The sequence below is a fragment of the Eubacterium sp. AF16-48 genome (assembly GCF_003479405.1).
GTDB lineage: Bacteria > Bacillota > Clostridia > Lachnospirales > Lachnospiraceae > Eubacterium_G > Eubacterium_G segne.
In genome coordinates this window covers 213030-234806 of record NZ_QUHB01000004.1, presented here as the reverse complement: position 1 = coordinate 234806, position 21777 = coordinate 213030, and the positions used below count along the sequence as shown (strand labels likewise).

The window sequence follows — 21777 nt, the reverse complement described above, 5'->3', positions numbered from 1 at the left end:
AACAGTGGGTGGAATTTAGTCTTTCATACGGAATTTACTTTTACAAGTCAGCAATTCGAAATCTTTTTTCAATTTATTTATCCATTCCCGTTGCAATACACACAAAATAGACTTTTTCAACTCCTGCCATAATAAGAATTTTGCTACAGGCATCTATTGTGCTTCCTGTTGTATATATATCATCCACTAAAAGCACATTTTTATAATTACTGATTTTTTCAACATCCACTGCAAATGCATCTGACATATTCATCTTGCGCTGTTCATTGCTAAGTCCCTTTTGAGGTATTGTGTCCTTTATTCTGATAAGGCTTTTGTTGTCCGTTTCTATTCCCGTATAAAAACCTAATCTGTTTCCAAATTCTTCCGCCTGATTGTATCCTCGTTTTTGTTTCTTCTTATCATACATTGGAACCGGTATAATTTTATCTATCTGCCACCTTTTAAGTAATTCTCCATATTTTTCTGCTGCAATTTTCCCATAAAAATCTCCATATGCTTTCTGATTTCCATATTTAAACCTGTAAACGGACTCTTTCATTTCTTCCTTATATTCAAATACGGCTACGCCTTTTTCAAAAGTATGATTAATTTTTCTGCAATCACCACATAATATTTCATCATTCCCTTTTAAAGGCTTTCCGCATTTATAGCACCTATTTCTTCCTATAAGAAACTTTGATATGTCGCATTTTTCGCAAACATCCCCAGAAGATTTTATTACTCGCTCACATAACGGACATACCTTCGGAAAAAATATCCCCATTAATTTTTCTTTCATATATTCCCTTTTACTCATTATAGTAATTTATAATCTGCCACTTAAGTCCTGAATACCTTTTATGCTGATCTTCATTAGCTATCATGGCTTCAAACATTTCCTTTCTTCCTACAATGCACACGCACTTCTTTGCTCTGGTAACTCCTGTATACAAAAGATTTCTGGTCATAAGCATCTGCACTCCCGAAACTAAAGGCATAATAACTGCAGGATATTCACTACCCTGAGACTTATGTATTGTAATGGCATACGCCAGCTCCAATTCCTCTGCCTGTTTTGTATCATAAGTTACATATCTGTCATCATCAAAAACAACTTCTATATAATTAGTAGTATTGTTAATTTTAGTAACAATTCCCATATCTCCGTTAAATATGCCACTGCCGGTATCAAATATTCTTCCTGAAGCCGAGCGTTGTTCCCAGCTAAGCTGATAATTGTTTTTAACCTGCATAACCTTATCACCCTCCCTGAAAATTGTCCCTGCAATTTCCTTTTCGCTTTTATCAGGAGAAGGAGGATTAATAAACTTCTGAAGTTGTTCATTTAAGGAATTGACACCTAAAATACCGTTTCGCATAGGTGTTAAAACCTGAATATCCTGTTCTTTTGCCCCTACATATCCCGGAAGCTTTGTTTTAAGAAGACCAATAGTTGCATTTAATGCCATTTGTGCATTTTCTCTTTCTATATATAAGAAGTCACCGGTACTGTTATCCAGCGCCACCTGCTGTCCTGCATTAATTTTGTGGGCATTTACAACTATTCCACTTTCTCCCGCCTGTCTGAACACCTTCGTCAGCTTAACCACGCTAAACTGTCCCGAATCAATAATATCCTTTAAAACATTTCCCGGTCCCACACTTGCCAGCTGATTTACATCCCCCACAAAAACAACTCTTGTTCCAATGGTAATGGCTTTTAACAGTGCATGCATAAGAAATGTATCTACCATGGACATCTCATCTACAATAATAACATCTGTTTCCAAAGGATTTTGTTCGTTTCGTCCAAATCTTGCAGACAAATCATCTGCTGTTACCTCATCACCACCACCGGATACTTCCAACAGTCTGTGAATAGTGCTTGCCTTATGCCCTGTAGCCTCGCTCATTCTCTTTGCAGCCCTTCCTGTAGGTGCTGCAAGGGACACTTCTAAGCCATCTGTTTCAAACATTTGGATAATGGCATTAATAGTAGTGGTCTTTCCTGTTCCGGGACCACCGGTAATAACGGAAACACCATTATTCTGGGTTTCAATAACTGCCTTTCTTTGCAGTTCATCTAACTGAACCCCTGTCAGCTTTTCAATGGTATCTAACTTAATTCCCATAATATAGTCATCTTCCGTTGTTTCTATATTAAGCTCTAAAAGCATTCTGGCAATATTCAGTTCTGTATAATAGAAAGTTGACAGAAACACCCCTTCAACATCATCTATTTCTTTTAAAATCAGTTTTTTTTCAAGAATCAGTTCTGTAAAGCAGTTGTCTAACAAATCCATATTATAGGTTCCGTCAGCACTCATGTACTGATCTCTAAGTCCCAAAAGATTAATGGTTCTTTGTGCCAGCTGTTCCTTTGGCAAATAGGTATGACCTGAGGTAGAAGCATCTGCCAAGGCATAACACATACCGCTTTTTATTCTGACGGAGGCATTTACTTCCACTCCCGCCCTTCTTGCTATTTCATCTGCTGTTTTAAAGCCAACTCCTGCCACATCATCTGCAAGACGGTAAGGGTTGGTTTTTATGATGTCATAAACCTTAGTTCCATATAATGTGTATATTTTATTTGCCAAAGCCGGAGATATACCGTAGCCCTGAAGAAAAATCATAATATCTCTCATATCTTTCTTATCTTCAACCTGCTTGCATATATCCATGGCTTTTCTGGTGGTTATTCCTCTTATTTCCGCTAATCTTTCCGGTTCTTCTTCTATTATTCTGATGGTATCTTCCCCAAAACGTTCCACAATTCTGTCTGCAAGAACTGCACCTAAGCCCTTAATAGCTCCTGAGCCCAGATACTTTTTAATAGAGAACTCATCCGTAGCAGGAATTATTTCATAGGAAATAACCTTAATCTGTTCTCCATAAATATCATGAAAAACCTCTTCTCCCTCTATTTCCACATATTCACCTTCACCTATGTATCCAAAAGTTCCTGTACACTTAATTTCCTTTTTTCCACTTAATAAAGTAAGAACAGTGTAACCGTTGTCCTCATTTCTAAAGGTAATATTTTCTACATATCCACTGATATTTTTCATTTAATGTTCCTTATCCTAACAAGGCTGTCCAAAAATGGGACAGCCTTTAGATTAATATTTATTATTTTAATTTTTCTGAATTTTCCTCGTCAATATATTCCAGATATTGTCCGGTTCCGATGGCAACTGCCGTCATAGGATCCTCTGCGGTCATGGTGTTAATGCCGGTTTTCGCCTCTATCAGTTCATCCAGTCCGTTAAGAAGACAACCACCGCCTGTTAAAACTATACCTCTTACTGCTATATCTGCTGCCAGTTCCGGAGGAGTCTGTTCCAAAACCCTGTGTACTGCATCAATAATACTTGTTGTAACATCCCTTAATGCTTCTTCTGTTTCTTCCGATGTTACTTCTATGGTTTTTGGAAGACCGGTAACTAAGTTTCTTCCCCTTACTTCCATTTTCTGATTTTCAGATTTGTTATAGCATGTACCAATTCCAATTTTAATTTCTTCGGCAGTTCTCTCTCCAATAAGAAGATTGTGTTTCTTTCTCATATATCTGACAATAGCTTCGTCAAAATCATCTCCTGCCACTTTAACTGATGTGCTGACTACTGTTCCTCCCAATGAAATAACTGCAATATCGGTAGTTCCTCCACCAATATCCACAATCATGTTACCACAAGGCTTCTTTATTTCTATGCCGGCGCCTATGGCTGCTGCTAAAGGTTCTTCCACCACAAAGACCTCCCTGGCTCCTGCCTGAAAAGCTGCGTCCTGTACTGCCTTAGTTTCAACTTCTGTAGCTCCACTTGGTATACATACACATATACGTGGTTTCTTATATGAACGTTTTCCTACCGCTTTTTGAATAAAATATCTAATCATCTGCTCAGTAACTGAATAATCAGATATAACTCCCTGCTTAAGAGGTCTTACGGCAACTATATTTCCCGGAGTTCTTCCTATCATAAGACGGGCTTCCTCTCCGACAGCTTTTATCTTGTCAGTATCTCTGTCAATGGCAACTACTGAAGGCTCTTTTAAAACAACACCTTTTCCTTTTATATAAACCAATACACTTGCTGTTCCTAAATCTATACCAATATCTGTGTTAAACATTTGACGCTCCTTATGTGTAAAAAATTTTGTTTTCATCCTTATATATATTTTAGAATATCCATACTAAACTAAAGTATAACAACTTTTTCCCATTCTGTATATGTTTTATTTTTAAAAAATTTCCATTTTTTAGATATGTTTTTCCATTTTTTTGCCTTCCTTTTCAGATAAATCGTCCTTTTTCAACCTGTTTTTTATTTTTTTTCATGTTTTTTTGTATTTTTCGTCTTTTTTCGATATTCTTTTACATTCCGTTCATATTTTGTTCATAAGTACCCTTTATTATAAACAATGTACGAGTTATTAAGTACTTTTTGCGAGTGCTAAGAACTTGTGCATATAGTTTGTATACGTCATACCCTATAATGGCGTATTTTAAGTTTTTCATACTCAACCTAGTGGGTGAAACTCCCACTAGGTCCCCCGTAAACAACAGCCTTACTGATTTATCAGTTAAGGCTTTTATTTTTTTCATATTTAGCCTTTGTTGCAAGACCGCCACGTATGTGACGTTCTTTTTTATTTTTGTCTAACACCTCTCTTACTTTAATTGCCAGTCTCTGATTAATTTGCGGAAGACGTTCAGATACGTCTTTATGTACTGTGCTTTTGCTGATTCCAAACTGTCTGGCACACTGTCTTACCGTGGAATTGTTTTCTACAATGTAATTAGATGTTTCAAGTACCCTCTCTTCAATATATTCTTTCAAAAAAACCTCTATACAACTTATACTTTGTACATTTTATGCAATGTTTTTTTATGTTATGAAAAATTAAAAACTGCCACAGTATTTTACTCCCATGACAGTTCTTATATCATCTTTTTTAGTGTGTCTTATACTTTCTAAATGGTATTTCCACATTATTTTATATTTCTGCTTTTTCCCAATACAATCTTATAGTATGCCTTACAGTTTTTAGGTACCTTAAATACTGACTTACCTGAAATTTTGCTGAAAGCTCCTTTGTTAATTTTAGCTCTTTTAGCCTTAATTGTTATGTTCTTAAGTTTCTTATCTCCCTTAAAGGCGTTCTGATAAATAATTTCTACCTTTTTACCAATATATACCTTTGTAAGATTTTTGCAGTTATAAAAAGCTGACTTTCCAATAAAGGAAACATTATTACCAATTGTTACCTTCTTTAATTTTTTCATTTTTGCAAATGCCTTTGCCTTTATGCTTATAACCTTATATGTGACATTTTTAATTTTAACCTTAGAAGGTATATTTACGGCTTTAACCTTGCTGTTCTTTGCCCCTACACACATAACAGTTTTATTTTTATCTTTATTAGTTAAAACCTTGTATTTGCAGTTTTTAACTGTATATACATTTCCAATAGCTGCTGTTTTTTTGTCAACAACTGTTACCTGACATCTGATAGGATCTCCATTATTTGTATAAGCATATACTGTGGTTGTTCCCGGCTTTAATCCATAAACCACGCCTCCATCACTTACTTCAACAACAGAATCATCTCCCACAAGGAATTTGCAGTTTTCATCAAATACTGCATTCTCCGGTTGATATTTAACTCCTAAATCCTTATATTCGTTTACTCCTATAGTGTAATCATATTCAGGAAATTCATAATATGCCTCCATAGGCATTTCGTCGCTTTCCCCATCAGTACATACATGTACTTTACAGGTAGCTGTTAATCCACTAGCGGTTTTAGCTGTTATTATTGTATCTCCCGATTTTATAGGAGTTACACTGCCATCCATAACCTCTGCCACTTCCGGATTAGATGATGACCACTGTATTTCGCTGTTTGTTGCATCAAAAGGAATAACTGTTGCCTTTATTTCCCCTTCATCACTCCACTGGTTCAGTATCATGTATTTTCTGTTTAATATAATCTTTCTTTCCTTAACATATTCCCTTTCAGAAATGTATTTAGCAGTAAGGGTAGTATCTTTAACTAATATATCTGATGATGAAAATTCACCGTCAAAATCATAGCCGTTCTTTTTAAGATTCTTTATTTCCTCAGGCTCCATAAATTCCGACAAATCCTCTTCCGTACTACCTATGTAACTTAAATACTCTTTAAAATTCATATGGAAATGAGCATTCCATCCTACAAAAACATAGCCTTTTTTCTTAGGTGCCGTTGGAAAACTGCTTATAGTTTTTCCAATGTATTCATCCTTTGTAGCAATGACCTTATTGTCCGCCATAAACTTAACCTTACAAGGCTGTGGAACAATAGATGCTACATTCTTATCAACCCATTCTGTTCTTTCCTTTATCCAGCCTCTTAACCTTTCTATTTCCTGGTCGTAAGTCAGATAATTATTTCCCTTAGAATCTTCTTCCATATCATCCTGTCCTAAATCTGACATTCCCCATTTTTCAAAGTTATATGCTGCTGTCTTAACCATCTCATCTTTGTATTTGTCAAGCTGACCACCCGGCATAATCAGTTCATTAACTTTTTCCTTTATTGACGGCCATGCATCAACTATAGCCCGGGCAAATGTTTTATCTTCAAACAATTTGTCAAACCACATATTTGTGTTTCGGCTCCAGCCTGTAACAGAGTTTCCGGAATATTCTGTTGAACCCCAGGCAACATAATCAAAGTCCCAAAGAGGCCCAAAATATAATTTTCCATTTCTTGGTTTATACAAATATGTACTTGGAGAAACAAATCCATCCCCATTCATGGAGAATTCCTGCATCCAGTAATAATATACTGCTGCATTTAAATCCATATATTCCGTATAGGATGTTCCATTAGAATCCTTGAAATTCTTTCCGTATATTGCATCTTCCGTTTTTTGAACATAATCCTTTATATAATTAAACTGTGTTTCATTGTAATAATCTTCAAACTTAGGACTTTCTAACTTAAATTCAACATTATTATTAGTTGAAAATGTCTGATGTTCAATTCTCTCATATGGAGAAAGTGCCAGCAAATATCCTCCTGATATAATGGCAGAATCCGTAGAGTTCATTGTTTCCTCCGACTCTTCCAAATCATCAATATCTACTCTTGTGCTACCTACCCTTACCTGCTGCGACAGGAAATAACTTCCGTAATATTCTCCATTCATCACAACATCTACAGGTTCACTTTTAGGAGTAAATGCCATATTAAGCTGCTGTCCTAACCAATATGTAATCTTATTTCTAAGAAGACTGTTATCATAATAGTTAGCAAGCAATACCCAGTGTTTATTCTTTCCCATTCCAAGAAGGTCTGCTTTTTTATCAAGCTTAATCTTGTATGGCTTTTTAGGAGTAGCCCATGTAGAATTTCCACGTCCTCTTATGTATTCCATATTGTAAGTTCCACCTGTTACTTCCTTGCCTGTATACTCAGAAACAAAGCCATCCGGAACCTTTATGGTCATACTCCCGTAGCACTCTACTGAATGGTCACTTGAAGCATTCATTTCTGCAATAGTTCCATCTTCTTCATTAATATTAAAGTATATTACAGGAACGGTACTTTCAACAAATTCCACAGCTCTTATAAGGAAGTTTACCTTAGATGCTGATGTAGATAATACTTTAAGGGAAACTGTATGTTCTCCTGTAAGTTTTAATTCTGACACATCAATTGAACTGTCCTTTGTGTATGTCCAGTCATTTTTCTTTCTTTGTTTATATAATTTAAAAGTTCCAACCGGTTTGCTTCCACCATCAACGAAAACTCCAACGGTTATATCGCCTCCCCTTTCGGCTATGGCGTCAAGACTTAATCTTCCTACAATTTTTCCGTCAAAATTCAACTTTTTATCAATTGTGATTTCACTATTTAAAATATCCTTATCTTTTCCTGAAACAAGAACACCCTTTCCCTTTTCATTTTCAGTAAGGGTAACTTCTGAATTGCTAGTCTTTAGCTGATTATTCTTAAGCAAAACTGCCATATTTTGTCTGAAATAATCACCTTTAATACTTTTTCCGTCATCCTTTCCGTTATCATTTCCGGTTTGTGTTTTTTCTACAACATCATCTGCTTTAACATTTGTGTGATAAACGCCTGCTCCCGGAACTACCATGGACAAAGCTAACAGAATGCTAAGGGCAGAACTGCATAGCTTTTTCATTCCCTTTCTCATATACCTCTCCCTTCTGCCTTATAGGCAAAAAAATGCTATCATCAATTGTGATACAATTTTGATAACACTGATGATAGCACTATATACAAAAACTTACAATACTGTTTTTTTAACAATTGAGATATTTCTTTAACCATTTTTTAACATTTTCCTGTAAATGTTTGGACAATTTTTCATACACCATTTGGTTATACTCTCTTAATATCTCCTTTTCTTTTCCATCTAACATGTCCATGTCAATTAATTCCATATCATAAGGAACATAGGTGAGATTTTCAAAGCATAGAAATTCTCCAAAATCCGTTTTTTCCTTCTCTTTACACAAAATAAGATTTTCAATTCGTATTCCAAATTCATTGTCTAAATAAACTCCCGGTTCATTTGACGTTATCATTCCCGGCTCAAATACAGGATTTAATTCTGGATTTTTCATTATTCTGTATCTAATGGCATTAGGTGCCTCATGAACACTTAAAAGATAACCAACTCCATGTCCGGTTCCATGATTATAATCAAGTCCCATATCCCATAGAGGCTTTCTTGCAATATAATCAAGAGTCGTTCCGCTACAGCCTTTTTTAAATATTGCCCCTGACAGCTTTAAGTGTCCCTTAAGCACTGCCGTATACATTTTTTTCATTTTTTCCGTAACATTTCCTAAACTTATGGTTCTTGTAATGTCTGTGGTTCCCTCCAAATAATGTCCACCACTGTCTATAAGTACAATACCTTCGTTTTTTATAACTACATTAGACGCCTTTGTGGCACTGTAATGTACTATTGCACCATGTTCGTTATATCCCACAATGGGGGCAAAGCTTGGCTCAATATAGCTTTCTGCCCGGTTTCTAAAATCCTCAAGCCTGTCTCCTAACTTCAGTTCATCCATATATTCCTTTCCCACATTGGTTTTAAGCCAGTACAGAAAATTTGTCATTGCCACACCGTCTAAAATATGAGCTTTTTTCTCATTTTCTATTTCCGCTTCATTTTTAACTGCTTTAAGTTGCAAGGCAGGAGTCAGCTTATTTATTATTTTATTATCATTATTAATTGATTCTATGACAGCATAATTGGCGCTGGATTTATCAAGCCAGATTCTTTTCTTTCTTATTTTTTCTAAATCTGCATACACGATGCCATAATCCCGTATTTTGATATCACATTCTTTTAAGTATTCTTCTATGTTGTCCTGTAACTGAATTTTATTAACGTAAAAATTAACCTCATCTTTGGTTATAATCAAAAATCCCATAAATACAGGCGTATACATTATATCATTGCCTCTTAAATTAAGAGTCCATGCCACTTCATCTAAGGCTGAAAGAAGTAAAACATCTGCCCTTCTCTCCTCCATCATGTTTCTTATTTCACTTATTTTAGTAGCTGTATTTTTTCCCGTATACTTATCATCCAGCTTCCATATTGGCTTATGGCTGATTTCCGGACGGTCCTCCCATATTTTATCTATTAAAGCCAAATGACCATCCACTGTTACATTTTCAATATTTCTTATATTTTCTGCCATATCAGCAGACATCATTTTTCCGTCAAAGGCTACAGTGATATTTGTTTTTGCAATATTTTTAATATATTCATATACTGTATAAACTCCTGCTTCTCCGGATTTCATTAATTTAACTTCAGTATTTTTCAATTGATTTTCTGCCTGAAGAAAGTACCTTCCATCAGTCCACAGACACGCCTCTTCCATGGTGATTACCGCTGTTCCTGCAGAGCCTGTAAAACCCGTTATAAACTCTCTTGTTTTAAAATAATCCCCTATATACTCGGAGCCATGAAAATCACAGGTAGGTGCTACATATACATCCACTGCTGTTTCCTTCATTATTTCCCTTAATCTTTTTATTCTGTTATTTACTGTCATATTAAAACCTTCCCTTATAACAAACAAGAAAAGTGTAGTCGCACATAAAAACCTAACAGTTTCTTAATGCAAATACACTTTATCTTAAATATTATAATACTATTTGATGCAATTGTTCTCTATACCGTATGTTTTATTGTATATATCAATACATTTGTAAATGATTTTTGCAGCATCAAGAGGCCCGCCAAATTCATCTACCTTTGTTTCTTTTCCCTCTAATGTCTTATATATATTAAAGAAATTCCTGATTTCCTCAAAAATATGAGCCGGTAACTGATTAATGTCTGTATAACAGTTGTATGTAGGATCACCATAAGGAATGGCAATTATTTTATCATCCATATCACCACTATCCACCATGTACATAACACCTATAGGATAACATCTTACCAAAGACATGGACTCTATAGGCTCAGAACATAATACCAGTACGTCTAACGGGTCACCATCCTCATCAATTGTTCTTGGGATAAAACCATAATTAGCCGGATAATGTACTGATGAGTACAATATTCTGTCTAATATAATAAGTCCTGTTTCCTTATCTAATTCATATTTTTTCTTGCTTCCCTTACTAATTTCAATAGTTGCGATAAAATCCGAAGGTGTAATTCTCTCCGGATTAATGTCATGCATAATATTCATAAAACCCTCCTGATTAATTTTTACGTTAGAATCATTTTTGATTCTCATACTACTTAATAGACTTATTATATTTCAAATCACCGGCATTTACAATATATATTCCTGCACATACTAAAGCTAATGCAATTATAATCTGCACCTCCATATGACTGTTTTCATGCAAAAACAGAAATGACAGCAGTACCCCGAATACAGGATTCATAAATTTATATGCCGTAATCCTTGATACATTGTTGTATTTAAGTAAAATGCTCCACAATGTATAAGCTGCCGCTGAAATAAATCCCATATAAATCAATAGTAAAATACCCGCAAATCCCTCAGGTCTTAATTTTCCTCCAAAAAGAAGACCTATAACCGTCATTACCACTCCACCGAAAAAGAACTGATATCCGCTAAGCATTACCACATCACTGTTTTTGGAGAATTTTTTAATAAATGCAGAGGAAAACGCCGATGATAAAGCTGATAGTACAATAAGACCTTCTCCTAAGAAGCTTACTCCCAAATCAACGGATGTTCCGGCAACATTTACTATTACAACTCCTAAAAATCCCAATATGGTTCCTATCATCTTTTTACCTGTTAGTTTTTCCTGTCTAAACAAAAGGCAGGATACTAACACTGTAAAGAAAACTCCTAAACCGTTAATAATAGAGGATTTTACTCCTGTTGTGTGGGCTAATCCCACATAAAAAGGAACATATTGTAAAACTGTCTGAAAAAGACTTAAGGTAGCAATTCTTTCAGGCTGTGCCGGTTTTATGATTTTTTTGTTCATAATACTAAAAGTAACTATAACCATGATGCCTGCAAGAATGAAACGGTTTCCCGCAAATAATATCTGAGACATTGTATCTTTGCTTTCAATATTAAATAATTTATATCCGATTTTTATACAGGCAAAAGCCGACCCCCATAGCAGACAGCATATCATTGCCAAAAAAACTACCACAGGGGTTTTTGTCATTTTTTCTTTCATAATCAATCTCTTTGTATAATTCTTACGTTATTATATTTCTCTAAATAATCAAGGCTTATCTCCCTATATGTCTTAAGGGTATTTTCTTCAAAGTTTTTATTCATAATTCGGGAATTCATATACCGCTCTCCAAAAAGCTTTCCCTCCTTAAAATCCTTTATCATTAATTCAGGTTCTCTGTCAATAAAAACTATCTCATCTGCCCCTTTTATAAAGCGGTTTGGAATGGTTGTTTTTATCCCTACCCCTGTTGCACTTCTAAATATAGGATTCACTTCCTCAAATCTTTTTAAATTAGCAGAAGTCAAAACACTGATATTGTTTTTTATAAATGACTCTGCCACATTATACAAAAATGTATGCTTTCCAATTCGCATTCCCAGCTCATCTAAAACCACAATATCCGGTTTCATTTCTATTATTTCTTCTATGCTCTCTCTTCCTTTAAGAGGATGAATAGTAACATTTTCATTGCATTCAAAAGGCATTTTAGAGGAATCCCTATGCTGTTTGTTAATAAAAGCAATAACGACCTTTTTCCCATTTCGGCTTTCATTCATTGCTTCCTCCATCATTGCATAGCTTTTCCCTGCCCCGGGAGTATAACTGGTAAATATTTTTAACATAACTATTAATAGCTCCTTATTGTGTCTGTGTCTTCCTCACCGGTGTTTTCTATGGATTTTACCACTACATAATAACTGTAATTATCGTTTACCTTTATTTCCACCCGGTCTCCAACTTTATGTTTCATAAGTGCCTTTCCTATAGGAGATTCATTGCTGATTCTTCCTTTAACGGAATCCCCCCGCATGGTACTTACAATTTTAAACTTCTCCGTTTCATCGTCTTCCTCAAAGTAAATCTCCACAGTTTTGTTTAATCCTATTTCATCATCCTTTGATTCATCAGAAATAACAGTTGCTGTTTTTAAAATTTTCTCTAAATACCTGATTCTGCTTTCATTTTTATTTTTATCCTTTTTAGCTGCGTGGTATTCAAAGTTTTCACTTAAATCTCCCTGAGCTCTTGCCTCCTTAACGGCTTCAATTGCCTTAGGTCTTACAACTAACTTTCTATGTTCAATTTCTTCTTTTATTTTTTCAATATCACTATTTGTTAATTTCATAATTACCTTTCATCAATGCTCTTATAATCATTATAATCACATATGCTAACATATGCAGGTCTCATGATTTTATCCGCATTTACCAACTCTTCTATTCTATGTGCACTCCATCCCACAATTCTTGCAATGGCAAACATCGGCGTGAATAATTCCTCCGGAATATCTAACATACTGTAAACCAGTCCGCTATAGAAATCCACATTGGCACTAACGCCTTTGTAAATCTGTCTTTCCTCACCAATAACCTGTGGTGCTAAAGTCTCAATCATGCTATACAGGGCAAAATCATCATCTCTTCCCTTTTCATGGGCAAGCTTTTCTACAAAACTCTTAAAAATTTCTGCCCTTGGATCAGAAATGGAATATACCGCATGACCCATTCCATATATAAGCCCTTTTTTATCAAAGGCTTCCCTGTTAAGTATCTTTCTAAGATACTCCTTAACCTCTTTTTCATCCTTCATGTCTGATACATTAGCCTTAATGTCCTTAAACATTTTAACTACCATAATATTAGCCCCTCCATGTCTTGGTCCCTTTAAGGAAGACAACGCCGCCGCTATAGTTGAATATGTATCAGAACCTGATGATGTAACAACTCTTGTGGTAAAGGTTGAATTATTACCGCCTCCATGTTCCATATGGAGAACTAAAGCTAAATCAAGAACCTTTGCTTCTAACTCCGTATATTTTTTGTTAGGTCTTAACATTCTTAATAAGTTTTCGCTGGTGGACAAATCATCCTTTGGCCTATGTATATATAAACTTTGATTTTTCTTGTAATGATTATATGCATGATATCCATACACTGAAAGCATAGGGAACACTGCTATTAACTGAATGCACTGTCTTATTACATTCTCTAATGATGTATCTGACACGTTTTTATCATAAGAAGCTAATGTCAGTACACTCCTTGTAAGGGAATTCATAATATCCTCGCTAGGTGCCTTCATAATAACATCTCTTACAAAATTTGTTGGAAGCCTTCTGGAATATGCCAGCATTTCCTTAAATTCATTTAACTCGTCTTCATTAGGCAATTCACCAAAAAGAAGTAAATATGCTACCTCTTCAAAACCGAATCTTTTATCATCCATAAATCCCTTAACTAAATCCTGGATTTTGTACCCTCTGAAATACAATTTTCCTTCACAGGGAACACTTTTTCCGTTAACTATTTCTGAAGACTCAACTCTTGAAATATTGGTAATTCCTGTTAATACACCCTTTCCATTTAAATCACGAAGTCCTCTTTTTACACCATATTCCGTAAATAACTCCCTGTCTACGCCGTCATTATTTTTACACACCTTTGCCTTATTTTCCGCAAATAATTTAACATCTTCTCTCTTTAATGCCATAAAATCCCCTTTCTGTTCTCAATTATTAATATATAAAGTTAATAGCGTCATGTAAAACCTTAAAGTTTACCACTGCCCTTCCTTTTTCCTTCTCACCGTCAAGAGACCAGTCTATGTCTGAGCAATCGGTAATTCTTGCTGATTTTATCTGTGCCAAAGTGATTTTTCCTGTAAATTTCTGTAAAAGTACCTGACCGCAAAGCCTTACAAACTCTGCAAAGTCTCTTGGATACTCAATAAGCATCAGTTCAAATTCACCATCGTTAAATTCCACTAAATCCTTGTCTAACTTCATTATGCCACCTACTTTTGTAGCATTGTTTATTGCCACAAAAATATATTTTCCCACATAGGTTTTATCATCAAGTTCAATTTTCAGGCGTAACTTTCTTATGTGAAATAATTCTCTTGCACCACGAAGAATGTAGGCAAAATGTCCTAATCTGTTTTTTAATTCCTGAGGTGTTGAATATGAGGTCTTAGTAAAAATTCCTGCTGATGCAGTATAAACAAAATGTCGTCCGTTAAAATCTCCTATATCAAGAGGTCTTGCCTCATTAGATATAATATACTTAGCCGCCTTTTTAGGATCAGATTCTAATCCTAAACTATTGGCAAAATCATTAGTAGAACCTGCCGGAATATATCCTAAAGGTGTTTTTACATTTCCTTCAATCAATCCCTGAATTACTTCATTTAATGTTCCGTCTCCTCCCATACATACCACAAGGTCTACTTCACTTCCGTATTTTATGGCAATGTTGGTTCCGTCTGCTCTTCGTTTTGTATATTTAATTCCTACTTTGTATCCTGCCTCTTCAAAAACCCATACAGCATCATCTATAAAATTCTTATTTTTCTTCAGTCCGGCTTTCGGATTAACAATAAATAATATTTTTTTCATGAATACTCCTTCGTATAAATTATTCAATATTCTACAATATTTTTACTTTCATTGTATTAATTAAAAATTAAGAAACTGTGAACTGCAATTCTTCCCTGTATCTATTTGGGACAATATACATATATTGTAAAACTATCTCACCTGTCCGTTGCCATATATCTTGTATTTAAAAGACTGCAATTCCGGCAATCCAATAGGTCCTCTTGCATGAAGCTTCTGAGTGGAAATACCTATTTCTGCTCCAAAACCGAACTCTCCTCCGTCAGTAAATCTTGTACTGGCATTTACATAAACTGCTGCTGAATCTACCTTGTTTAAAAACTCCTCAGCAGCTTCCTTATTTTCAGTAACTATACATTCGCTGTGACCTGTACTGTATTTATAAATATGATCCACGGCTTCATCTAAGGAATTTACTATTTTAACAGACATTTTGTAGTCAAGATATTCTGTTCCCCAGTCCCTTTCCGTTGCCTTCTCTATTCCCTTCGCTATATCAACTGCTTCCTCATCTCCAAAAAGTTCCACAGATTTTTCATCTAATTTTGCCTTTATTTTCGGCAATGCTTCCTTTGCAATATCCTTATGTATAAGCAAACTTTCTGCTGCATTACAAACTGACACCCTGTTAGTTTTGGCATTATATACTATGTCAGCTGCCATATCCACATTGGCATCCTTATCAATATATATGTGGCAGTTTCCCACTCCGGTTTCAATTACCGGAACTGTTGCATTTTTTACAACTGCCTGTATCAGTCCTGCACCGCCTCTTGGTATAAGCACATCCACATATTCATTCATTTGCATAAGGGCATTAGCGCTTTCCCTTGATGTATCTTCCACTAACTGTATAACGTCTTCACTAAGACCTGATTTTTTTACAGCCTCTCTCATTGTTTTAGCAATGATTCTGTTAGAATTTATTGCTTCCTTTCCTCCACGTAAAATAACGGTGTTTCCTGACTTTAAGCACAAAGCTGCCGCATCTGAGGTTACGTTAGGTCTTGCTTCAAATATAACTCCTATAACTCCTAAAGGTGTAGATACCTTTTTTATGTTAAGTCCGTTAGGTCTTGTAGTTTCACTTAAAACCCTTCCCACAGGATCCGGCAGTAAAACAACATCCTCAACGCCCTTTGCCATCCCTTTAATTCTGCCTTTGTCTAACTTTAATCTGTCAAGCATTGCTTCTGACATTCCATTATTTTTCCCATTTTCCAAATCAATGGTATTTGCCTGTATTATTTCATCTGCATTTTCAATTAATGCCTGTGCAATGTATTTTAGAGCCTTATTTTTCTGCTCCGTGGTAGCTATCATTAATGTTTTTTCTGCTTCTTTTGCTTTCTTTCCTAATTCCGTAAGCATTATTTTTCCTCCCTTTATTAACATTTCTTATTAAAGAAAAACAGCCATGCCTAGCGTGACTGTTCTTTGTCTTTTGCTACGAAGAAGGTTCCTACCTGGTGTCCTTCTAATATTTTATATAAATTCTCCGGATCTCCACCGTTCATAATAACAGTATCTATTCCCGCTTCCGTTGCAATCTGCGCCGCCTGAAGTTTAGTTATCATACCACCGGTTCCAAATTTTGAGCCTTTTCCACCGGCAAGTTCAAACAATCCCTCAGTTATTTCCTCTACAACCGGTATTATTCTTGCATATTCATTTTCATTCGGATTGGCATCATACAACCCATCTATATCTGTAAGTATAAACAAAGCATCTGCCTTTATAAGCTTTGCCACTATGGCTGAAAGATTATCATTGTCACCATAAACTATTTCTTCTACAGCTACAACGTCATTTTCATTAATAACCGGTATAGCACCAAATTCAAGGGTTCTCTCAAAGGCATTTATAAGATTATCTCTGCTTTCCAAATTATCAACATCTCTTTTTGTAACAAGGAACTGTCCCACCTTATGACCGTATTCTCCAAACATCTTGTCATACATAAACATAAGTTCACATTGTCCTACAGTAGCTGCTGCCTGCTTTCCTGCTGTGGTAACCGGTCTTTCCTTAAGACCTAATTTCCCCACACCTACACCAATGGCACCTGAGGATACCAATGCTACTTCAATGCCTGAATTAATTATATCGGATATAACTGTCACTAGTCTTTTCATTTGTCTTATATTTGTTTTTCCCGTACTGTGTGTTAAAGAAGATGTTCCCACCTTTATAACAATTCTCTTTACGTCTTTTAATGTTGCCATAACTTCCTCCCAAAATAAGCACTATGTCACTTATTTTAGAACAACTGCCTTCATTTGTAAACATTATGCTTTATATTTCTGTCTTAAAATGGTCTTTAAATCCCTGTCCAAACACTTCATTTGCCGAAGATACTATCATAAAGGCTCCACTGTCTGTTTGTTTTAGTATATTTCTTACCTTAACCAATGTCTGTTTCTTCATTACGCACATAATCACTTCCGTAGTTTCGTTACTGTATGCACCCTTTGCCTGAATCATGGTGGCTCCTACATTTACTTCCTTCATCATGCGTCTGGCAATAAGTTCTCTTTTTTCACTTATTATATATACAAGAGTGGCTTCATCTCCTCCGTATATTGCCCTGTCCATAACCACCGTGGACACATAAATGGCAATAGCCGCATACAACGCCACCTCCACATCCTTAAATGCCATGGCTGACGCTGCCAAAATAACCACATCCAACAAAAAATATATCTGTCCCGTTTTTAAATGGGGTTTCTTTTGTTTTATTATTTTTACAATAATGTCCAACCCTCCTGTTGTGGTATCCAATCTGAACATTAATCCCATTCCCAGTCCAAATGTAGCTCCTCCAATAACAGATGCCAGCATTTTATTATCTGTAACACCATTAACATTAAAAACTATTGGAAGAATATCTATTAACACTGATGATACAATCAGACTATACATTGTTGACAAAATAAATTTAATTCCAAACTTTTTAATTCCCACTGCCAGGATTGGAATATTTATTAATAAAATAAGCATTCCCACTCCCGGAAGTCCCGGGAACATCTTTTTTAATATAATGGCAATTCCTGATATTCCTCCCGGTGCCAAATTATTGGGATTTAAAAATAATGCGATTCCCACTGCATACAAGGCAGCAGTAAATGTAATGAAAACATATCTGAATATTTTTTTAACAACCTGCTTTTGCTTCATAGTAATTCCTTTTAAAATTTATGATGTAAGTAACAAAATTTGCCACTTGCAATTGTGCTTGCACAAATAAGCAATTATGCTTTTGCCACTTACATCATATTTATTCATTACTATTTTCTCTTATTTACAGGCTGTTATTCATTTTTTGTTAAATTTCGTCATCCCCCGGAAGTTCTTCTGTTGGTGCACAGCATGGCATAGGATTAATTGAACAGTCTGCACATCCTCTTATTACTTCCTTTCTCTTTGAGGACTCAACATTTTCATCAACCTTAAGATTAATGTGTCCGTCCCCTTTCTTTATACTTCCATCTAACATTGCTACAATGTCATCTATCATTTTTTCTTTATCACTCATGGTAATACCTCCTGTTTTCTAATTGTTAAAAGGGCTAATAAAATTATTCCTATGTCAGTAGATTATACCATAAAATATCCATCTTGGAAATTAATTATCACTGTTTTTATTCTTTGTCCATGTGTGCAACCCACATCCAATGCACAACAAAACCAGAAGAAGTAAACCAACAGTAACCACTTCTATGCCATATTCCACACCCAACAGTGGCAAAAAGAAATCCTGCCACGAACCAATGTAACCATATACCCAATCCGGACCCGATAATAATCCGCACAAAGCCATTACCGCACTAACGAAAATATAATACATATGAATAATATTTCTATCTCTCTGTGTTCTCTCCATTCTTACTGTCATTATCACTGCAAAAACACATGAAATAATAAGAGACATATTCCCTTTGTAAATATTGATAATAACAGCAAAATACATCCCATAATCATAAGGAATATATGAAGTAATTTCATATATTCCGTTTCAAAATATAATTCATTAAGTAGTTTTACATCCACCATTTTACCTCCCATACATATATTTTTTTCCTGTGTTTGTTCCCTATCTTAACTGCTTATCATTGTTATACGACACACTATTCCGTAGGATATTATACCTGCCATATGTATAATATTTGTATCGTATAAAAAAATATATAAGGGATTCCCCCATGCCTGACAAAGAGCCAAAAAAACACCGCATCCATGATTTAGTCACAGATACGGTGTTGTAAGTTTTTAATTAATATTAATTAGTAAAGTCCTGACCAACCTTCACCCTGATTTGCTGAACCTGATGTATCAGCTGAAAAATTGTTATCAGGGCTTGTAGTAATAACGTCCTTTGTATCAAAATCTACTAATTCAACTTCAGGACTTGTATATACTTCTCTCATGTTAATCCTCCCCTGTTATTTAATAAATGAAGCTACTACGTTTAACTCATCAGCACTAAGGCCGTTGTTAGCATCAGCTATTACTCTTGAAGCAACCTGGCTTACATTTCTCTTTTCAGCAACATTTGAATAATATGTTACTGATTCTCCGTTAGTATATGTAACTGTTATATAAGCTCTTGCTACAAAATCTCTTTCGTAGTTTGCTTCAACAATGTTAGCAACTGCACCAAAATATGTAAGAGTATCAGCATTAGCCCATCCTTCGTTTACAATGTTAAGAACTTTGTAAGCGCTTGTTAATGACATATCTGAATCATTATTTTCAAACAGGTCATTTGCTGTAATTAACATACCTGTTGTGATTGCATCTGACTTAACAGCTTCGTTATTATCTGTTGTAACTTTAGCCTGGAACTTAAGTCCTGTAGGAGTAGAAGTCTTTACGGCTGCACCATTTGCTGCAACTACATTAAGTGTATTTACTGAAGTAAATGTCATATCTGCTGTAACTTTAATTGCTGTTCCTGACTTGTACATCTTGCCATCTGAATAGTAACCGTAAGCAGCATCAGCAGGAAGTGTATATGTATCACCGTCAGCAACTTCTGTTGTCTGTCCGTCAACTGTTACATCAAATTTAGCTACCTTTGCAACTTTAACACCATATGTAATGTCTTTTTCTGAACTTCTGACTGTTACTGCAAATACTTTTTCATCCTGTCCACTTGGAAGTGCAAATAAGCTCTGTGCAAGGTGAACCTGATCTCCTTCAATGTAACATTCATCTGTTCCTGATGTGTATTTTACTCCGTCAATCCATACTGATTTAATCTTTCCGGCAACACTTGGATATGATGATACATAAGCTGCACCTGTTAATGTGCATCCTGCCGGGTGATAGTTTGCTGTAGCATGGTCTGTAAATATACCAAATAAATCGATGTAGTTGATATACTGATTTCTAACAGCTTCTGAAACATAATATCTTGTTCCTTCTGTTGATAAATCATTGTTACCATCTTTGTCACAAACCTTTGTGTAATCAGTTACTTCACCTAAAGTCTGATCCGGAGCAACCTCTGCCTGTGCAGGTACATACTTAACTGCAAAAGTTACTGTTTGAGCAGCACCTTCAATAGCAAAGTAGTTAATTCCTTCTTTAAATGCACTTAAAGCTATTTCAACAGAATCTCCACGGACATGAAGCATTTCTGAAGCGTTTAAATATCTTTTTCCGTTAATCCAAACAGCTCCAACCGGCTGTCCTACAGCTCCTGAAACTGCAAATGTAAAAGCTCCACCTTCTATTTTACAATTGTCAACTTCGCCATGGTACGGTGTATCAGCAGCAACACCTACTGTACCCCAAATAGCTGAGTTTACATTTGCTGTATAGTTGGCTGTATCTAAATAATATGTTCCTGATACTAAAGATGCGTTAGCTCCTATTGCCGGGCATTCTGTCCATGCTGATGTATCCACTGAAGATGCATCTGTAGGATCAGATAGCTTAACTATCTTTAATGCAAATGTTCCTGTACCTGAACCTTCTGCTGTAATTATAAATACATGTTCACTTTCCCCAGCAGGAACGGCTAAGGTATCCTGACTGATATATACACAGTCATTTCCCACATATGCCTTTGTGTTGCCTGCATCATTTAAATATCTCACTCCGTCAATAATAACTGATGAAGGATTTCCGTCTTTTGCAACAAACCCGAAAACCGGTACTGAATTCATATATGTGCTTATGTTCCATCCTACAGTCTTTCCTGCATCATAAAAGCCTCTAAGCCCCTCATTTCCGAATTTTGCAAGAGCCGCCTTTGAAATATATGCCTTATCTCCGTCTTTTGCTGTTCCTATTTGTGTCCAGTCATTAATGGCATCTACGTCAATAGTTTCCTGCGTAGCTGATTCCGTTTCGTCAGCTGCCTTTGCAGTTGTGTTATAAACTGTAACAGATGTAAAAATCATAGCCAGTGATAATACAACTGAAAGAACTTTCTTTAAAGTTTTGTTCATTTCAAACTCTCCTTTCACAATTTTTATACATTAATATTATAACCGAGGGATTTTTTATATGCAATCGTCCCAAATTATAAAAGATTTTTTATTTTTTTTAGTATATTTTGTATATAAAACCATTTTTATTTACGTTTTTCCCTTAAAACATTGGATATTTTGATTTCTTATAAAGAATAAAAATGTTTTTCTTTCTTAATTTTATTT

19 protein-coding genes are annotated in these 21777 nt (G+C 35.3%); all 19 read right to left on the bottom strand.

Annotated features, from left to right (window positions below; genetic code table 11):
* Positions 1–73: 73 nt before the first annotated feature.
* Positions 74–781 carry a ComF family protein gene (locus DWW68_RS06875; protein WP_021952243.1) on the bottom strand — a complete coding sequence of 236 codons (708 nt, stop codon included), beginning with the start codon at positions 779–781 and terminating at the stop codon, positions 74–76.
* Between the two features lie 10 nt (positions 782–791).
* Complete coding sequence (locus tag DWW68_RS06870) at positions 792–3053, bottom strand: ATP-dependent RecD-like DNA helicase (protein WP_021952242.1); 2262 nt, start codon at positions 3051–3053, stop codon at positions 792–794.
* 61 nt (positions 3054–3114) lie between these two features.
* Positions 3115–4116 (bottom strand): rod shape-determining protein, encoded by a 1002-nt coding sequence (locus tag DWW68_RS06865; protein WP_021952241.1) that lies wholly within the window; start codon positions 4114–4116, stop codon positions 3115–3117.
* A gap of 449 nt (positions 4117–4565) precedes the next feature.
* Positions 4566–4826 carry a sporulation transcriptional regulator SpoIIID gene (gene spoIIID, locus DWW68_RS06855; protein WP_021952240.1) on the bottom strand — a complete coding sequence of 87 codons (261 nt, stop codon included), beginning with the start codon at positions 4824–4826 and terminating at the stop codon, positions 4566–4568.
* A 152-nt stretch (positions 4827–4978) separates the two neighbouring features.
* Positions 4979–8197 (bottom strand): CotH kinase family protein, encoded by a 3219-nt coding sequence (locus DWW68_RS06850; RefSeq protein ID WP_118589769.1) that lies wholly within the window; start codon positions 8195–8197, stop codon positions 4979–4981.
* Between the two features lie 109 nt (positions 8198–8306).
* On the bottom strand, positions 8307–10085 hold the full coding sequence (locus DWW68_RS06845; RefSeq protein ID WP_118589770.1) for an aminopeptidase P family protein: 1779 nt from the start codon (positions 10083–10085) through the stop codon (positions 8307–8309).
* Positions 10086–10184: 99 nt separating this feature from the next.
* A complete protein-coding gene (locus DWW68_RS06840) occupies positions 10185–10733 on the bottom strand; it encodes an inorganic diphosphatase (protein ID WP_021952237.1) in 549 nt (182 codons plus the stop codon).
* Positions 10734–10782: 49 nt separating this feature from the next.
* Positions 10783–11715, bottom strand: a complete 933-nt coding sequence (locus DWW68_RS06835) for a DMT family transporter (RefSeq protein WP_021952236.1) — start codon at positions 11713–11715, stop codon at positions 10783–10785.
* 2 nt (positions 11716–11717) lie between these two features.
* A complete protein-coding gene (locus DWW68_RS06830; protein WP_118589771.1) occupies positions 11718–12341 on the bottom strand; it encodes a hypothetical protein in 624 nt (207 codons plus the stop codon).
* Positions 12342–12346: 5 nt separating this feature from the next.
* Positions 12347–12844, bottom strand: coding sequence for a transcription elongation factor GreA (gene greA / locus DWW68_RS06825; RefSeq protein ID WP_118589772.1), 498 nt, complete (start codon positions 12842–12844; stop codon positions 12347–12349).
* A gap of 2 nt (positions 12845–12846) precedes the next feature.
* On the bottom strand, positions 12847–14208 hold the full coding sequence (locus tag DWW68_RS06820; protein WP_118589773.1) for a citrate/2-methylcitrate synthase: 1362 nt from the start codon (positions 14206–14208) through the stop codon (positions 12847–12849).
* Between the two features lie 25 nt (positions 14209–14233).
* The gene (locus tag DWW68_RS06815; RefSeq protein ID WP_021952232.1) at positions 14234–15112 is read right to left on the bottom strand and encodes a diacylglycerol kinase family protein; all 879 of its coding nucleotides are present in this window, start codon (positions 15110–15112) and stop codon (positions 14234–14236) included.
* 132 nt (positions 15113–15244) lie between these two features.
* Positions 15245–16483: a glutamate-5-semialdehyde dehydrogenase gene (locus DWW68_RS06810; protein WP_118589774.1), complete on the bottom strand. Its 1239-nt coding sequence runs from the start codon at positions 16481–16483 to the stop codon at positions 15245–15247.
* Between the two features lie 50 nt (positions 16484–16533).
* Positions 16534–17337, bottom strand: a complete 804-nt coding sequence (proB, locus tag DWW68_RS06805) for a glutamate 5-kinase (protein WP_118589775.1) — start codon at positions 17335–17337, stop codon at positions 16534–16536.
* 70 nt (positions 17338–17407) lie between these two features.
* Entirely contained in the window at positions 17408–18289 is an 882-nt protein-coding gene (locus tag DWW68_RS06800; RefSeq protein ID WP_118589776.1) for a YitT family protein, read from the bottom strand.
* A gap of 148 nt (positions 18290–18437) precedes the next feature.
* Entirely contained in the window at positions 18438–18647 is a 210-nt protein-coding gene (locus tag DWW68_RS06795; RefSeq protein ID WP_021952228.1) for a hypothetical protein, read from the bottom strand.
* A gap of 90 nt (positions 18648–18737) precedes the next feature.
* Positions 18738–19007 carry a hypothetical protein gene (locus DWW68_RS06790; protein WP_118589777.1) on the bottom strand — a complete coding sequence of 90 codons (270 nt, stop codon included), beginning with the start codon at positions 19005–19007 and terminating at the stop codon, positions 18738–18740.
* Positions 19008–19395: 388 nt separating this feature from the next.
* On the bottom strand, positions 19396–19539 hold the full coding sequence (locus tag DWW68_RS13445; RefSeq protein ID WP_158576826.1) for a hypothetical protein: 144 nt from the start codon (positions 19537–19539) through the stop codon (positions 19396–19398).
* Between the two features lie 15 nt (positions 19540–19554).
* Positions 19555–21570, bottom strand: coding sequence for a hypothetical protein (locus DWW68_RS06785; protein ID WP_118589778.1), 2016 nt, complete (start codon positions 21568–21570; stop codon positions 19555–19557).
* Positions 21571–21777: the final 207 nt, after the last annotated feature.

Excerpts from the sequence above, each read along its gene's own strand:
- DWW68_RS06875 (WP_021952243.1), bottom strand. The coding sequence starts at position 781 with ATGAAAGAAAAATTAATGGGGATATTTTTTCCGAAGGTATGTCCGTTA.
- DWW68_RS06870 (WP_021952242.1), bottom strand. The coding sequence starts at position 3,053 with ATGAAAAATATCAGTGGATATGTAGAAAATATTACCTTTAGAAATGAG.
- DWW68_RS06865 (WP_021952241.1), bottom strand. The coding sequence starts at position 4,116 with ATGTTTAACACAGATATTGGTATAGATTTAGGAACAGCAAGTGTATTG.
- DWW68_RS06850 (WP_118589769.1), bottom strand. The coding sequence starts at position 8,197 with ATGAGAAAGGGAATGAAAAAGCTATGCAGTTCTGCCCTTAGCATTCTG.
- DWW68_RS06845 (WP_118589770.1), bottom strand. The coding sequence starts at position 10,085 with ATGACAGTAAATAACAGAATAAAAAGATTAAGGGAAATAATGAAGGAA.
- DWW68_RS06840 (WP_021952237.1), bottom strand. The coding sequence starts at position 10,733 with ATGAATATTATGCATGACATTAATCCGGAGAGAATTACACCTTCGGAT.
- DWW68_RS06835 (WP_021952236.1), bottom strand. The coding sequence starts at position 11,715 with ATGAAAGAAAAAATGACAAAAACCCCTGTGGTAGTTTTTTTGGCAATG.
- DWW68_RS06830 (WP_118589771.1), bottom strand. The coding sequence starts at position 12,341 with ATGTTAAAAATATTTACCAGTTATACTCCCGGGGCAGGGAAAAGCTAT.
- greA (WP_118589772.1), bottom strand. The coding sequence starts at position 12,844 with ATGAAATTAACAAATAGTGATATTGAAAAAATAAAAGAAGAAATTGAA.
- DWW68_RS06820 (WP_118589773.1), bottom strand. The coding sequence starts at position 14,208 with ATGGCATTAAAGAGAGAAGATGTTAAATTATTTGCGGAAAATAAGGCA.
- DWW68_RS06815 (WP_021952232.1), bottom strand. The coding sequence starts at position 15,112 with ATGAAAAAAATATTATTTATTGTTAATCCGAAAGCCGGACTGAAGAAA.
- DWW68_RS06810 (WP_118589774.1), bottom strand. The coding sequence starts at position 16,483 with ATGCTTACGGAATTAGGAAAGAAAGCAAAAGAAGCAGAAAAAACATTA.
- proB (WP_118589775.1), bottom strand. The coding sequence starts at position 17,337 with ATGGCAACATTAAAAGACGTAAAGAGAATTGTTATAAAGGTGGGAACA.
- DWW68_RS06800 (WP_118589776.1), bottom strand. The coding sequence starts at position 18,289 with ATGAAGCAAAAGCAGGTTGTTAAAAAAATATTCAGATATGTTTTCATT.
- DWW68_RS06795 (WP_021952228.1), bottom strand. The coding sequence starts at position 18,647 with ATGAGTGATAAAGAAAAAATGATAGATGACATTGTAGCAATGTTAGAT.
- DWW68_RS06790 (WP_118589777.1), bottom strand. The coding sequence starts at position 19,007 with ATGACAGTAAGAATGGAGAGAACACAGAGAGATAGAAATATTATTCAT.
- DWW68_RS13445 (WP_158576826.1), bottom strand. The coding sequence starts at position 19,539 with ATGAGAGAAGTATATACAAGTCCTGAAGTTGAATTAGTAGATTTTGAT.
- DWW68_RS06785 (WP_118589778.1), bottom strand. The coding sequence starts at position 21,570 with ATGAACAAAACTTTAAAGAAAGTTCTTTCAGTTGTATTATCACTGGCT.